This is a genomic window from Wenyingzhuangia sp. IMCC45574 (assembly GCF_054182685.1).
In genome coordinates, this window is the sequence record NZ_CM135169.1 from 575040 (window position 1) to 591205 (window position 16166).

Below are 16166 nucleotides of genomic sequence, written 5' to 3' on the forward strand. Positions count from 1 at the left end.
TTAATCTCCGTCTCCATCAACAAAGTCTACAATAATATTCATTGCAGAAAAACCATCTGCTTTTACGAGAACTACTGTTTTCTGAATCTCATTAAATGTATCTGTCATTAACAAGTGATTCGAATTTACTTGATTTACAAAATCAGCATCTAATTTAGCAACTTCTACATCTATTGCAGCAAATTGTTCCTCTATAAAACTAGTTAAGTTCTTAGTTACTTTATTGTTTACATCGTAAGCAGTAGCGTTTAAAGCATCTAGATATTCTGGAAAACTTTCTCCATCTTTAGATACATCTCCAAAGGCTTTTCCATAATATAAGTTTTTTACAGCAGTATACGCTTCTAAAAATAGAGCCTTGGAATTTTGAGAACTATAAAAAGACTCTACAGTGTTAGGTCTTTTATTTCCATCTCTTTTTCCAGAAGGGGTTGCAATTTTAGCCTCTCTAAATCCCTGTTCAAAATAATTTAAATAATCATTCGCTAGTTTGTCAAAAGATGCCGTTGCAGAAGAACCACTATTAGCAATTATAGCACTAGAATTTGTATTCCAATATGCTATTACCTGAGCAGTTAACCCTTGCATCCTATCTACTACTTTGGTTAAGTATTCTTTATGATTGGCAGCATTGCTATCGCTTTCGTAAAAAGCCACTATTTCTGCATTGTTAGTCCCTACTCCATTTACCAAATAATCTACTACAGGAAACCCTTGCTCATCTGCTCTACTTGACAAAGTAAAATCAATATTAGCTATGGAAAGATCGTTTTCATCATATCTTAAAAAAGCTCCTGTTCCTGGGTCGTTTACTCTTACTTTAAACTTTCCTATTAAATTGTCTGCGATATTCGTTTCATCCTCATTTGTATCGTTTTTAGAAACAGACGTTTCTAAGTCAATAGGATAAGAATTCATAAACATTCTGTAGCTTAATTCTTCTGCTTTACCAAACTCAAACATTGCTACATGTTGCCATGCTTTTTGAGCATCGAACAATGCATTTTGTAATGTCAATAAGTTATCCTCGTTTGCAGTGGTTACGAAACTCTGCTCTGCAGCAGCTAACGTAGCTAGCTTTGTATCAAAATTAGCATAAGCAGGAAGAATAATGTTGTTTACCCAGTTATCTAAAACAACTTCTCTGTTAAAATTATCATTGCTTCCTCCTCCAGAACTTTCTTTGGAACAAGATGCTAATAAAACCATTGAAAGAACAAGTAAAACTCTCTTCATTTTATTTTTATTTATTCTAATTAGACGCAAAAATAGCTAAAAAAGGCATATCAACATATGACATGCCTCATATTTTTTTCTTCTTTTATTTACTCAGCCGCTTGTGCCACTGTAAAGTCAAATTTTGCAGCAATTGCAGTAGAAATATTATCTAATTTAGTTGCTGTAACATCCCAAAATCCGTTACCCGCTTCTAAGTCAGCAATAAAACCATTTACCTCTGTTTGAGAGAAAATAGGAGTCTCACCATCTAAAGAAATGAATTGTAAAGAATAGATAAATCCATACCCTTCTGATAAATCGTGAAATGCAGTTTCTCTAGCCGCTAATTTAGCCTTCCCTTGTTGTAGATAATAAACCGCTCTAATGGCAATTACTTTAGAAATTTCTTCTCTAATTACTTCTACAGCAGCATCTCTAACAGTATAGTTTTTAGCAACTACAGCCGCTCTACCAATTAAAAAAGCATCGTGTATTTTTTGAGCAATTCCTTTAAAGTCAGTATCTCCTTCTACTTTATTAATGTATTTCTGTAACAATACATCTTCTGCAGCAGCTACACCATAAACATATCCATAAGCTTCATCCCAGTGATGCTCCATTGTCGTATATGTTTTTCCTGAAGCTAAAGTACCTGCTTCGTGTTCATCTTTATAAGAGTTTGTATTATCGTAGTTATCATCTAAACGATTGGTGTAATGATTTAATATTTGATCTGCAACCAAACCACCGATTAAAGACTTTAAAAATGCTTGATTGTATTCTAAACCTTTAGCATTTACATATCTACCATCTGCAACACCTGCTGTACCAGCAGCAGCAGTTACCTCCCAATTAGGAAATACTTCTGCAACTTGTTTAGAAATATATCCATCAAACACAGCTTTAATCGCATCAGAATTGTTAGAAATACCATTAGCAAACAAACCAGTTGAATGTGCTGTTTTAGCTCTTACAATTTTTCTTTTGCTTGCTTCAATAGAAGTTTGATCAATAGAAGCATCTTCAAAACCTTCTCCTAGCTTAAACATATTACTAATCTTACCATTTATTTTTAATAAATCAGTATTAGTTAATGCTGCTCCTATTTCAGATACTTGCTTTAAACGTGTCGTTTGTCCTCCATAACTCACTGTAGATTCATTATTTCTTGTAAACTCATAAGAAGTAGGCACTTCTAAATTTGTAATATCAATACCTGTAGTGTCAGAAACTACTTTTGCTACATCGTTGTCATCCGAACATGATGTAAATAAAGCTCCTGTTGCTACAATTGTTGCTAATGTTAATTTTGATATCCTCATCGCTTCTTTTATTTAGACTTGTTTTAATTAAGTTTTATTTTCGGTACAAATATACAGACCAATTCTAAATAAGCAAGCCTTATTTTAATTTATTATAAATAAAATTACGTTAAGTTTTTGTTAACCGATCTAAAAGATTTGTAAACCAACATTATAAGCACTTTCGAATGCTAAAGTTTTTACGTTAGTAATCGCTTTTTGTTGTGTAAAGTAAGACAACATTTTTTCTGTAGGCATGTTACCAGTTAGTGCATCGGTAGCCATAGGACAACCTCCAAAGCCTTTTATAGCTCCATCAAATCGTACACATCCACTCTGATAAGCAGCATGAACTTTCTCGTGCCATTTGTCTGGTGTTGTGTGCAAATGTGCTCCAAATTCTACTTTGGAATAAGCAGGAATTAAATTAGAAAACAAGTATTTAATAGTTTCTGGAGTAGAAGTTCCAACGGTATCAGAAAGCGAAAGGATATTTACACCAATAGCAGATAGCTTTTCTACCCACTCTCCCACTATTTCTACATTCCAAGGGTCTCCGTACGGATTTCCAAAGCCCATACTTAAGTAGGTTACTACTTGTTTATTGTGTTTTACCGCCAAATTCATAATATCTTGTAGTACCTCAAAACTTTCTTTAATTGTTTTATTGGTATTACGAACCTGAAAAATTTCTGAGATAGAAAAAGGATAACCTAGATAGCTTATTTCTTGAAACTGACAAGCATCTGCTGCACCTCTAGCATTGGCAACAATAGCAAGTAATTTACTACGAGTAGCAGATAAGTCTAGTTTAGATAACACTTCGGCAGTATCTTTCATTTGAGGAATGGCTTTGGGAGAAACAAAACTCCCAAAATCTACTGTATCGAAACCACATTTTAAAATTGCATTGATGTACTTTGCCTTTAGCTCCGTAGGAATCCACTCTTTTATTCCTTGCATGGCATCTCTAGGGCACTCAATGATTTTAACTGTGGTTGGATTTGTCATGAAATCAAATATAGTAACAATAATATTATATTTTTATGGATGAATTGATCTGTTTTAATAAAATCTTAGTCCTTGTATAAATATAAAGTCTATCCCCTGGCTGAATTCTCTAATTTTAACTGAAACAAAACTGAACCTTAACTAGATTACACATCTATTCTTATATTTTGTTGATTAAAAATTTAAGTTCAAAACTTCTCTTTTGTATTTTAGAACTCAAAAAACAACTTTCATGAATATCAACGATAAATCGAATCCTAAATTGTACATTCCTAGCGAAAGTAGGTACGAAAACATGGAATACAATCGCTGTGGAAATAGCGGTGTTTTATTGCCTAAAATTTCTTTGGGCTTGTGGCATAACTTTGGTTTTTACGACTCTTTTGAGAATGCTAGAAACATATTAAAAACTGCTTTTGATTTAGGGATTACGCATTTAGACTTGGCCAACAATTATGGACCTCCATACGGTAGTGCAGAAGAAAATTTTGGTAGAATCTTACACAAAGATTTTAAAGGGTATAGAGACGAATTATTTATCGCTTCTAAAGCAGGCTACGATATGTGGCCAGGACCTTATGGTAATATGGGATCTAAAAAATATTTGGTCGCTAGTTTAGACCAGAGTTTACAGCGAATGGGATTGGATTACGTGGATGTTTTTTACCATCACAGACCAGATCCTGACACCCCTTTAGAGGAAACTATGCATGCCTTAAGTTTATTAGTAAAACAAGGAAAGGCTTTGTATATAGGGTTGTCTCGTTACAGTCCAGAGGACACCGTAAAAGCACAACAAATCTTAAAAGAATTGGGGACACCTGTATTAATTCATCAGTCTAGATACTCTATGTTAGACAGAGAGGTAGAAGATGCCTTACTTCCTACGTTATTGGATGAAAAAATAGGTTCTATTATGTTCTCTCCATTGGCACAAGGAATGTTAACCGACAAATACCTAAACGGAATTCCAGAAGGATCTAGAGCCTCTAAAAACAACACCTACCTTACTGCGGATGAAATTCCAAAAACAATTGGTAAAATTCAACAATTAAACGAACTCGCATTGGCAAGAGGTCAGAAACTGTCTCAGATGGCTATTGCTTGGATTTTAACACAACCTGCAGTTACTACTGTGTTAGTAGGTGCTAGTAGTCCAGGACAATTACAAGAGAATGTAAAAGCTGTGGAAAACTCAAGCTTTACCAACGAAGAGTTACACAAAATTAAAGACATATTACAATAAACAAAAACACCCCGCAATTGCGGGGTGTTTACTTTTTGTAAGTTGTAACATAAAAGGGAAAACAGCGTGTGTGTTACTGTCTCCCCTTTTAAACAAAAAACTAACTTAACCTATATTTTTATTATCTGTTCAACAGAAAAATCGTTACCCGCATCTATCTTTAATATATAAGAACCACTTGCTAAATGTTCTATGTTTAAGAAAGCACTCTCTTGGTTTAATTTAACCTGTTCTACTAATTTTCCTGTTATTGTAAACACTTTTATAGTTAACGAATCATAAACCCCATCGTATTTTATATTATAAATCCCTGTAGATGGATTTGGTGTGATGTCTAACTTACTGTTCTTTAATTTTTTTTTTATTGATAAGGACAATTCATCCGTACCAAAAGCTCCGTCGTAATTTGGTAAATCCTCAGAATCGAACCATAGTGTTCTATGTGGATGCCCATCTCCTCTTTCGTGATCGAACCAACTTGGTTTTACATTTTTAAAACCTTTTACATACGTAACTCCCTTGGCTATAAGCGCTTCTAATATTTCTGGGTTGGCATTTGCAACATTCGATGTTTCCCCTGGATCTGTTTCGATATTATACAGTTCCCATTTAGAATTTTTAGATCGTTTTACTGCTTTGTAAGGGTTGCTGTTGATTGCAATGGCATGGAAACCAAATAACGGTCTTAATACATAAATAGGATCGTCTGTTCTTACAGGTGTATCTGCCAAAATTTTATCCATAAAAGTAGCTCCATCTAAGTGTTTACCTGCTGGTATAGTACCACCTGCTAAATCTACCATTGTTGGATACAAGTCTAACGAACTAACTTGATACTTATATTTCTTAGGGGTAGAAATTTTGTTTGGCCAATGTATAAAGAATGGTACTTTGTGTCCACCATCAAAAATACTTCCTTTTAAAGCAAATAATGGATGGTTAACAGCTCCTTTACTATAAGTATATCCTCCGTTATCACTAAGGAATACAATCATAGTATTATTATAGACCTCCATATCCTTCTTTAATTCATCTACTATTCTACCAATATTTTTATCCATATTAGCCACCATAGTAGCATAGATAATTCTGTTTTCTGTATAAGTATCTAAAAGCTCACTTCTGTATTCAGCCACTTTTACATCTTTTTCTGTTTGCGTTAAAGCATCGTAGTCATACTCCGTATCTTTTCTTAATTCTCTTTCTACTTTATCCAACGCATATCCTCCAGCTTGTTTTAAATAATCACTGTTTCTTACCAAACTTTCAAAATTTGGATTGTCTGCTTTAAACTGTGCAATTTCTGATGGCAATGCTTCTAACGGTGTGTGAGGTGCATTGTAGGCAACGTACATAAAAAATGGATCTGATTTTCCTTTATTTTCCGCTAAATACGCTATTGCATCATCTGTTAAAACATCTGTTAAATACTCGTCCAGCCCAAACTCCTTTCTATCAACATACCCTCTTTGTCTCCACAACGGATCTTGATATTCGTTGGTAATAGTCCCTTTAGGTGTGTTGTATTGTGTAGGATCTGCGTACGAACTAGCATGGTTGTTATTAGAATGACTCCATCTGTAAAAAGTATTGTCGTACTTTCTTTGTGTGTATGGTTTTCCTCCTCCCAAGAATCCAAAAAAGTAGTCAAAACCTCTATCTAACGGCTGGTATTGACCTTCTGCAAATCCTAAATGCCATTTACCAAAAGCCGCTGTGTTATAGTTGTTCTCTTGTAATATTTTTGGAAAAAACTTTTCGTTGGTTGGTATTCCTAAAGGTGTCGTAATATTATTGGGTAAATTGTACTGTGCTCCAATCCTGTTAGGTTGTACACCTGTCATTAATGCCGCTCTACTGGGACCACAAAACGGGTGTGCAACATGACCATTTGTACATATAACTCCATTATTAGCCAAGGCATCTAACTCTGGAGTTGGTATTACCCCTTTTTCAGCAGGATAACTCGCATCTCTATTAAAACCTACATCGGCATATCCTAAATCATCTGCTAAAATAACTATAATATTGGGTCTTGATCCATTGGTAGACTGCGCAAAACTTTGGAAAATTAATCCAAACAAGGCAAGTACTAAAACGTATTTTTTGTTCATAAATTTCTCGTTAAAGAATTTGTATTTGTATAATTTTTGGTTTTGTCTAAAAGACTTTTTTACAAAATTACTGGACAACTAAGATTTAAACCAATACTTTTTTGACTACAAACAACCCCCTTCCCACAAATATTTCTCTTAAAACTGCTTCTTTTTTAACATTATCTATAAAAACACAAACAAGTCGTAACGAATTCCATAATAAAAAAGCCGCAATAATTTTAAAAAGTAAAATTGCTCACATCCTACACAATAAGTACTTTTGCTACATGATTTTAAAAGATACTATTGTTGCTTTGGCCACTGCTTCTGGTGTAGGAGCAATTGCTGTGATTCGTCTTTCGGGACCAGATGCGATTAAAATTGCAGACATTTGTTTTGATTCTGTAAAAACAAACAAATCTTTACTAGACCAAGACACTCACACATTACATTTAGGAAACTTTAAAGATGACCAGCGAATTATTGACCAGGTTTTGGTATCTGTCTTTAAAAATCCAACTTCGTATACTGGAGAAGATACTGTTGAAATCTCTTGTCACGGATCAACTTACATTCAACAAGAAATCATTCAGACCTTATTAAAAAAAGGAGCTCGTATGGCAGATGCTGGGGAGTTTACTTTAAGGGCATTTGTAAATGGAAAACTAGACCTGTCTCAAGCAGAAGCTGTTGCCGATTTAATTTCTTCGGACTCCGAAGCTTCTCACCAAGTAGCCATGCAGCAAATGCGTGGTGGTTTCTCTAACGAGATTCAGAATTTACGCGAGCAACTCATCAATTTTGCTTCTTTGATAGAATTAGAATTAGATTTTGCAGAGGAAGATGTGGAATTTGCAGATAGAAGCGAGTTTAAAATATTGATAGAAAGAATACAGTTGGTTTTAAAACGACTGATTGATTCTTTTGCCGTGGGTAATGTAATTAAAAACGGAATACCCGTAGCTATTGTAGGAGAACCAAACGTAGGAAAATCTACCTTACTAAATGCTTTGCTAAACGAAGACAGAGCTATTGTCTCTGATATAGCCGGTACCACACGTGATACCATAGAAGATGAGATTATTATAGATGGAGTAGCCTATCGTTTTATAGATACTGCTGGAATTCGTAATACCGAAGATGTAGTAGAAAGTATTGGTATTAAAAAGACCTTCGAAAAAATTCAGCAAGCACAAGTAGTTATTTACTTGTTCGATGCACAACAGTTTGCTTCTAAAGGTGCTGTATTAAAACTAGAGATAGAAGCCATTAAAAATAAATACCCTCAAAAACAATTAATTGTTATTGGTAATAAGGCCGATACAATAACTCAAATTCAAAAAGAGGAATTAGTGCATGAAATTCCAGAACTAATTACCATTTCTGCCAAAGAAAAAGCAGGTATTGAAACTTTAACGAATGAATTGACCAAATTGGTAAATATTGGTGCATTGAATAACAGCGATACCATTGTAACCAACTCAAGACATTACGATGCTTTGTTAAAAGCCTTAAATGAAATTGACAAAGTTGCGTATGGCCTAGAATCTGGAATTTCTGGAGATTTAATGGCTGTAGATATTAGAGAAGCACTCTTTTACTTTGGTCTGATTACTGGTGAAGTATCTACCGATGATTTATTGGGAAATATTTTTGCGAATTTTTGTATTGGGAAGTAAGTTCTAATTTTGTGGGGGTAAACACAACTATTCCGTGTTGTTTTTTATACCAAAAAGGGTTGTGACTCCCCTAATTTTGTAGGGTAAACACAACACTCTACCTTGATTTTTGTTAGGATTGTAGGTTGTGACTCCCCTAATTTTGTAGGGTAAACACAACCACAAGATGGACAACTTCTGTTTAATTCTCGTTGTGACTTCCCTAATTTTGTAGGGTATACACAACTCTTTGGCTAAGTCCATTTCGGCTTGCTTAGTTGTGACTTCCCTAATTTTGTAGGGTAAACACAACTCTTTCGGACTTGTGCCAAAACGAACTAATGTTGTGACTCCCCTAATTTTGTAGGGTAAACACAACTTCCTTATTATTCTTTATTACAGCATCATAGTTGTGACTCCCCTAATTTTGTAGGGTAAACACAACCTAAAACCTTAACAGTATTTGTTACTGTTAAGGTTTCTTGCTTATATGCGTTAGTTTAGAAAGTTAAAAACAGCTTGATGCTGTAGTATACATTTTGAATTTGGCTACTTTTTAAAATCTAAGTATCTTTTGCATAAAATTGTATAAACATGGAAAAGACTACTTCCTACTTTGCTTTTGACAGCATTGAAGACAAACACTTTTTTGCAAGTATTTTAAATACTGCTATAGATAACTTTGTTTTGGCTTTAAAAGAACTAAACCACAGAACATTCGTTTTTAAAAAAGAGGTAACAGAAGACAATAGCATTACTTTTATACAAAAATGCTTTGACAACCAGGTAATTTTAAGCGACTGGGATTATCGTGTAAAAACACTGGCAGAGTCTCTTCCTTTTTTAGAAGTTTGGTATGCTAAAAATGGACATCAGCCTATAGAACTTACCTCATTGTTATGCATGCTATACAGAACACTTAAAATGTTCCGTAATTACTACACCCATTATCATCATGACCTTCCTGTTTTTGAGAATAATGGTACTTCCTTTTTTCAATTTTTAGATGAAGTACTTTTGCAAAGTGCTCGCTCTATAAAAAAAGACCGTTGCAAGCATCCAGACTATTTAGCTTATTTAAGAACAAAATATAACACTCATTTTCAAGAAACAATAGATGCTTATAATCTAAGAATTGAGGAGTTCAATGCTCATAAAAATCCAAAAGAAAAGAAACGATTCACACTTAAACCTAATGAAGAAGATAATTATGTTATCAATCAATTATTTAAAACTTTTTTGTGGCAAGAGGATGACAAAGTGCTTTTAAACACTCGTGTAGCATCTAAAAAAGAAAACAGCCAAGAAAACAACTTACACGCACTATCTACTTACGGTTTTTTACAGTTTATGAGTTTGTTTTTAAATAAAAAACAGCAAACTATGCTTTTAAATTATACCCAGTATTTTAAAGATACAAGAGAAATTCAATTTCAAGTTACTCGTTGGGTATTTTGTCATTTTTGCTACAAAGACAGTAAGAAACTTTATAAAAGTAGTTTTTATCAAGATGCATTTTTGTTGCAAATGGTATCAGAGTTAGAAAAATGTCCCAAGGAATTATATAACTATCTTCCACAAGAACAAAAACAGGAGTTTATAAAAGACATCAACACCTATATATCAGAAAAAGAAGAGGTTGTTTCTCATGAAGTAATCCAAAAAAGATACCAAGATGCTTTTCCTTATTTCGCCATTCGTTTCCTAGATGAATTTATCAATTTCCCAAACCTTCGTTTTCAAATTCAAGTAGGAAGTTACGAACATGACAGTCGAGAAAAAAAGGACTTAGGCAATACAACAACAAGAGTTATTAAAGAACAAATAACCGTTTTTGAAAAGCTTTCTACTGTACTTAAATACAAAAATGACTTTTTTGACAAACAAGAAGGTGACCAACGTATTATGGAGAATTGGCACAAATTCCCTAATCCAAAATATCAGTTTAATCAAAACAACATCGGTATTTGTATTAAAAACAATACTATAAAACCTAGTCCGCGTTTAAACGGTAAAACCAATAAAGAAGATATCTTAAAAAAGTTAGGTTTGCCGTTAAATATTTTACAAAAACCTGAAGCTTATTTGAGCTTTAATGAACTCCCTGCTCTTTTGCATGCAATACTTGTAGAGAAAAAGACTCCAAGAGAAATAGAGTCTTTAATTTTAAAAAGAATTGGTATAATTTCTTCGGGAAAAAATCCAAAATTTAAAACTAAAAAAGCACGTCTCACAGAAAAGGAAACTCCAGTTTATTTAGATGATAAAAAGCTAAAACGAGTTATAATCTTTGAAATACAAGATATAAATCCTTTAAAAACCATTAGAGACCGCTATACCAAACTTAATGAGAATACATTTTTAAGTAATAGTGAAAAAGGGAAAATAGCTACTTGGTTGGTAAACGATATCAAAAGCTTTGTTCGCTTAGAAACGAGAAAGGATTGGAAATCTCATCAAGTATCAGAATGGCAGTCTTTACTTGCTTTTTACAATGATAATAAGTTCAGATTAAAGGAATTTATGCAAAATGTCTTAGAAATTGATTTAGACAAAGACAATCCATTTAAAGGAATTGACTTTAAACAGAAAAATCTTCATTCTTTTTATACGAACTACCTTGAAAAAAGGTGTATATATCTACAAAATATAATAGATAAAACACTCCCTACTCTAACCGCTTGGGAATCCTCTTTGAACTTTTTACCTAAAAGAAAATTTGTAATTTCTAAAGAAGAATATGAACAAAACCTTAAAAATAGCCCCGTAAATTTAGGACGTGGAGTTTTTGACGATAAACCAACATATAGTACCTCTCAAGAATCAATGGCTACTTGGTTTACAGAAAGTCAAGAAAACAAAGAGATTCAAGAATACTACCACTACCCAAGAGTTTACGAATACGAAATCGAAAAAAAGGTATATAATAAATACAAAAACAGATATGTAAATAAGACCTTCCAGAAATCACAAAAAATTCATACAAAACTGGGGATTAAAGAACAGTTGAATAAGGACATTACCAAAATATGTAAAAAACTTGTTTATGATAATGAAAAAGTTATCAGAAAAAACAAACGAAACGATTATTACACGTTAGAAATGATTAAGTTTTTACTAAATAGATTGAATTTAAATGAAGGCTTAGAACACATTAACTTAAAGGACACTTTTATAAACAGGGAAGAACGAGATAGAATAGAAGAAAATAGTAGATTGCAGTCAATACGAGAAAAAGGTAACACTACTCAAGTAATTGTAAATGATTCACACCTTTTAAGTAAAAGAATTCCTATTTCTATGTATGAAGGTAAACTTACAGGAAAAGTTGCTCTTAAAGAAATTAGCAAATACCGTAAACTCGCAAATGATGTGAAAGCAAATATTTTAGTAAATAATTTATATAAAGGTACTCCTTTAAAAATATCTGAAATTACCTACGAATTAGACCAATACAATATTATACGAGCTAAAGAGTTCTTTAAAGCCGTACATGACTTTGAAAACAAGACTTACAACAAAGCATTAGCAATAGGTGCTGAGGCATTAGAAAAACTTAAAAGAAACGGAATTCACAAGTTTACAGAATACGTCAGCTATGCTTTTTTTAGAGAAAATGAAAGTCAATACATTGACTTTTTACAATGTGTAATAAATAACAATTATACTAACGAGGCTTATACAATTCCAATGTTAATTATTGAAATCCGAAATAAAATATCTCATAATGAGCTTCCTACTATTAAAAACTTAAAAAAACTAGAAGCATACGTTACTAAAGAAGAAGAAGAAGATACGGTAATTTCTTATGTATTAAAAGCCTTTAAAGAAGGCACTAAACCATAAAGTGTGTAAGTTCTAAAAACAGGGTTTGAAGATGTTCAAACCCTGTTTTTTTGTTTAATTATTAATTTTACACTTTATGAAACCAGAAGACTTATTAAACGACGACTTTTTAAAGCAATTCAAAACGGGCGATGAATTGAGTAATTTTTTAGCCAAGATTCAAAAAAGAGGAATTGAAAAAATGTTAGAGGGAGAATTAGATGCTCACCTAGACTATGACAAACACCAAACTTCTCTAAGTGATAATACACGTAACGGCTACTCCAAAAAGAAAATCAAAACTAGTTTAGGGGAATCTGAAATCACAGTTCCAAGAGATAGAGACGGTAGTTTTAACCCTATGATTGTAAAGAAGAGACAAAATACTTTAGATGGTGTAGAAAACATCATTATTAGCCTCTATGCCAAAGGGATGTCCGTATCTGATATTGAACAACAAGTCTTAGAGCTTTATGATTTCAATATCTCTAGTTCTGCTATATCTCGAATTACAGATAAAATCAACTCAGATATCGTTGCTTGGAAAAACAGACCTTTAGACCCTTGCTATTTGATTGTTTGGATGGATGGAATTGTATTTAAAGTTCGAGAAAACTCAAAAATCATCAACAAGACCATCTATATAGCTGTGGGATTGAAAACCAATGGTAAAAAAGAAGTACTAGGTTTATGGTTAGGTAAGAATGAATCTTCCGCTTTTTGGATGACGGTTTTAACTGATATCAAAGCTAGAGGAACTCAGGATATTTTAATCACAGCTACGGACAATCTAAATGGATTTACAGATACTATAAAGACCGTATTCCCTGAATCGGTAACTCAAATATGTGTGGTACACCAAATTAGAAACTCTTGTAAATATGTGGTCTGGAAAGATAGAAAAGTGTTTTCTAAAGATATGAAAGAAATCTATACAGCTCCTACTAAAGAGGCAGCCAAAGCTGCTTTAGAAGACTTTAAGCAGAAGTGGAACTCTAAGTACTCCTATGCTATTAAAAGTTGGGAAAACAACTGGGATGAACTAACTGTGTTCTTTGACTTCCCTGTAGAGATTAGAACTATTATTTACACTACTAATCTTATTGAAAACTTAAATGGAAAAATTAGAAAGTATACCAAAAATAAACTCTCATACCCAACCGATGATGCAGTAATTAAATCCGTGTTTTTAGCTTTAAGAGAATCAACTAAAAAATGGACGATGCCTATCAGAAATTGGGGAGTAATACTAAACCAGTTTTTAGCTATATTTGAAAATAGGATCCAGCTATAAGTAGCTAAACCCTATTTTTAGAACTTACACAAATTAAGGGACAGTGTCTTAAAGAATTAACAGGTTTAGAAAAAACTGTATTTATCTAAGTTATAAAAATTCTGTTGGAAGCTTTTTAGTGTTTCTAAGCCCGATACACTCACGTGTTAAAACAACGGTTTGATCTCTTAGCTCCTTAAATTTCTTAAACTCATTGTTAGATACAGGAATCTCACCTTCTTGTATACCCTTTGTCTTAATTAAAAGATTATCTCTTATTTTGAAAACACTAGTTCTTAGTTCCTTATTCAGGTAAATTCCTTTTTCTGAATAAAAAAAATCATTAAACTCTTGTAGAAATATTCTAACATTAGCCACTATTAAAATCCAATTTCCATCGGCACCTTTCTTAACTATGGAAACTTCACCGTATTTTGTAGATAAAAAACGAAATAATTTCCAAAACTCTGTATGAGAATCTATCAACCTTGAATAATGTTCTTTTTTAAACTCTTCTATTTTTTCCTTTCTTATCTTTTTAAAGCCAAAAAACCATCCAATACCCGAAATCAATATTGAGGTAATAGCAGATAAAAGAGCGACTGTAATCTTAGTTTCCAATTCCATAGTAAACAACAATATTTTTATAAAAATAGGTAAATTACCTACTACCTCCCAAAAGAAAACAAAAGAGTACATTATACTACTAGTAAACAAAGTGAATTGCACTTATGTTTGGTTGCCATCAAAAAACAAAAGCCTCAATCTTACTTTAATAGTACAATTGAGGCTTGGTTTTAATATAGATCTAAAGAGTTAGAACTAAGTTCTAATTGACTCTATTTATAAATGGAACAGTGTAAGTATAAAATCTTCTACAACAGCAAACACACTTGCTATCCATTGTGCCCCTTCCCCTTTTCTGCTGTATCACTATAGTCGGTTTTTCGCTAAATTCTCTAACACACAGCTAAGTACTAAGTGTACAAAAACTTTAAAACCCTCTTACTATTAAGGATTTACAACCCTTATAAACATATCTCCCTTTCTTATACTCAAACCTACCGCATCCAAACTTTCATATACAGCTAATTTCGTTATTCAGTAAGCGAGTGATTCATATTTGATAAACCAAATAGCAGATACTCGCAAAAGAAAGTTGAAACGAATCTTGAATATGAAAAACAAATTACAATACCTGTTTGGTATTATTCTTTTATTGAGTTGCTACACCCTAAGTGCACAAAAACCTCTTTTAAACCATGTGTATGCAGCAGATCCTTCTGCACATGTTTGGCCAAACGACAACAATACGCTTTGGCTCTATACATCACACGACGAACCAGGTACCAACACACACAAAACCATGTTTAGTTACCATGCATTTTCTACCAAAGATCTAGTGAATTGGGTAGACCATGGACGTATACTTTCTGTAGACGATGTTGCTTGGGCAAGTACTATGGCCTGGGCTACAGATGCAGCATATTGGAAAGGGAAATACTATTTAGTGTATTGTATGAAAGAACGTGCTACAGGTACCACAAGAACAGGTTTGGCCGTTAGCGACTTACCGCAAGGACCGTTTAAAGATGCAGGATACATTGTTGGTGTAGACTTTGGTCAAGACCCATCTTTGTTTGTAGATGACAATGGCAAAGCTTACCTGTATTGGGGAGCGGGTTCTAAATGTTATGGAGCGCAATTAAACGATGATTTACACTCTATAAAGAAAAATACATTGGTGAATTTAACAAAACAGTTGTTTGAAGTGTTTGAGGGTCCTTGGGTACACAGGTACAAGGGCAAGTACTATCTTTCGTACCCAGGACTTCCAAACAAGAAATGGCCAGAGAACATGTACTATGCAACGGCAGATAAGCCATTAGGGCCTTATACGTTTCAGAAAATTTACATTCCAGAATTCAAAGGTAAATCTCCCACCAATCATGGTTCTATTATTCAGTGGAAAGACAAATGGATAGCATTCCATCACAGTTCAGATCTTTCTAACGGAAATGGTACCTGCAGAAATTTATTAGCAGACTGGCTAACATATGATAAAGACGGAAATATTAAAACCATAGATAACCCTAAAGGTCTAGGTTTGGCAGAAAAATCAAATGTTACTATTTTCTTAGAAGCCGAAAATGCGCTTATGCAAGGTGGTTCATTAGACGGAACTCATATCGGTTATAAAAAATCAGACTATTCAGGAAATGGTTATGTAACTGGGTTCAATACCAAGTTTAATTATGTGGAAGTTCTAGCCCAAGTTGCTCAAGATATGAAAGCAGATTTGACCATAAGAATAGAAGCCGAAGATAAATTCCGTGCCGATGTTTTTGTAGGACCCCGTGTGCTTAACAGAGAATGGAAAGGTAGAGTCTATCCTAAGAAAGATGGATGGTACGAAATCCAATTCAAAGACATACAACTTGATGCTGGTGATAATAAAATCAAAATTCAAGCATATCAAGATGCCAACTTAAAAGTGGATTGGTTTAAAATTGTTCCTCATAATTAAGAAATTCCCCT

10 protein-coding genes and 1 CRISPR repeat array are annotated in these 16166 nt (G+C 33.4%); of the genes, 5 read left to right on the forward strand and 5 right to left on the reverse strand.

Translation table 11 applies throughout. The features are described from left to right. From ACXHHC_RS02595 to ACXHHC_RS02605, 3 genes are all read right to left on the reverse strand, one after another. Positions 1 to 1236: an imelysin family protein gene (locus tag ACXHHC_RS02595; RefSeq protein WP_458228097.1), complete on the reverse strand. Its 1236-nt coding sequence runs from the start codon at positions 1234 to 1236 to the stop codon at positions 1 to 3. An 89-nt stretch (positions 1237 to 1325) separates the two neighbouring features. Next, positions 1326 to 2540 (reverse strand): DUF4856 domain-containing protein, encoded by a 1215-nt coding sequence (locus ACXHHC_RS02600; protein ID WP_458228098.1) that lies wholly within the window; start codon positions 2538 to 2540, stop codon positions 1326 to 1328. 129 nt (positions 2541 to 2669) lie between these two features. After that, positions 2670 to 3530, reverse strand: a complete 861-nt coding sequence (locus ACXHHC_RS02605) for a hydroxymethylglutaryl-CoA lyase (protein ID WP_458228099.1) — start codon at positions 3528 to 3530, stop codon at positions 2670 to 2672. Between the two features lie 232 nt (positions 3531 to 3762). Here ACXHHC_RS02605 and ACXHHC_RS02610 point away from each other — a divergent pair, with 232 nt between their 5' ends. Further along, positions 3763 to 4776, forward strand: coding sequence for an aldo/keto reductase (locus ACXHHC_RS02610; protein ID WP_458228100.1), 1014 nt, complete (start codon positions 3763 to 3765; stop codon positions 4774 to 4776). Between the two features lie 110 nt (positions 4777 to 4886). Here ACXHHC_RS02610 and ACXHHC_RS02615 read toward each other — a convergent pair whose 3' ends face one another. Continuing rightward, positions 4887 to 6890, reverse strand: a complete 2004-nt coding sequence (locus tag ACXHHC_RS02615; protein ID WP_458228101.1) for a sulfatase-like hydrolase/transferase — start codon at positions 6888 to 6890, stop codon at positions 4887 to 4889. A 269-nt stretch (positions 6891 to 7159) separates the two neighbouring features. Between ACXHHC_RS02615 and mnmE the strand changes: the two genes are divergently transcribed. The 3 genes from mnmE (at position 7160) to ACXHHC_RS02630 (ending at position 13649) form a co-directional block, all read left to right on the forward strand. Then, positions 7160 to 8551 carry a tRNA uridine-5-carboxymethylaminomethyl(34) synthesis GTPase MnmE gene (gene mnmE, locus ACXHHC_RS02620; RefSeq protein WP_458228102.1) on the forward strand — a complete coding sequence of 464 codons (1392 nt, stop codon included), beginning with the start codon at positions 7160 to 7162 and terminating at the stop codon, positions 8549 to 8551. A gap of 58 nt (positions 8552 to 8609) precedes the next feature. Then, positions 8610 to 8975: a CRISPR direct-repeat array (repeat unit 36 nt; unit sequence GTTGTGACTCCCCTAATTTTGTAGGGTAAACACAAC). Between the two features lie 149 nt (positions 8976 to 9124). Then, positions 9125 to 12376 carry a type VI-B CRISPR-associated RNA-guided ribonuclease Cas13b gene (gene cas13b / locus ACXHHC_RS02625; protein WP_458228103.1) on the forward strand — a complete coding sequence of 1084 codons (3252 nt, stop codon included), beginning with the start codon at positions 9125 to 9127 and terminating at the stop codon, positions 12374 to 12376. A gap of 76 nt (positions 12377 to 12452) precedes the next feature. Next, a complete protein-coding gene (locus tag ACXHHC_RS02630) occupies positions 12453 to 13649 on the forward strand; it encodes an IS256 family transposase (RefSeq protein ID WP_458226684.1) in 1197 nt (398 codons plus the stop codon). Positions 13650 to 13739: 90 nt separating this feature from the next. Here ACXHHC_RS02630 and csx28 read toward each other — a convergent pair whose 3' ends face one another. Then, the gene (csx28, locus tag ACXHHC_RS02635) at positions 13740 to 14255 is read right to left on the reverse strand and encodes a type VI-B CRISPR accessory protein Csx28 (protein WP_458228104.1); all 516 of its coding nucleotides are present in this window, start codon (positions 14253 to 14255) and stop codon (positions 13740 to 13742) included. A gap of 550 nt (positions 14256 to 14805) precedes the next feature. Between csx28 and ACXHHC_RS02640 the strand changes: the two genes are divergently transcribed. Further along, positions 14806 to 16155 (forward strand): family 43 glycosylhydrolase, encoded by a 1350-nt coding sequence (locus ACXHHC_RS02640; protein ID WP_458228105.1) that lies wholly within the window; start codon positions 14806 to 14808, stop codon positions 16153 to 16155. The last annotated feature ends 11 nt before the right edge of the window (positions 16156 to 16166 follow it).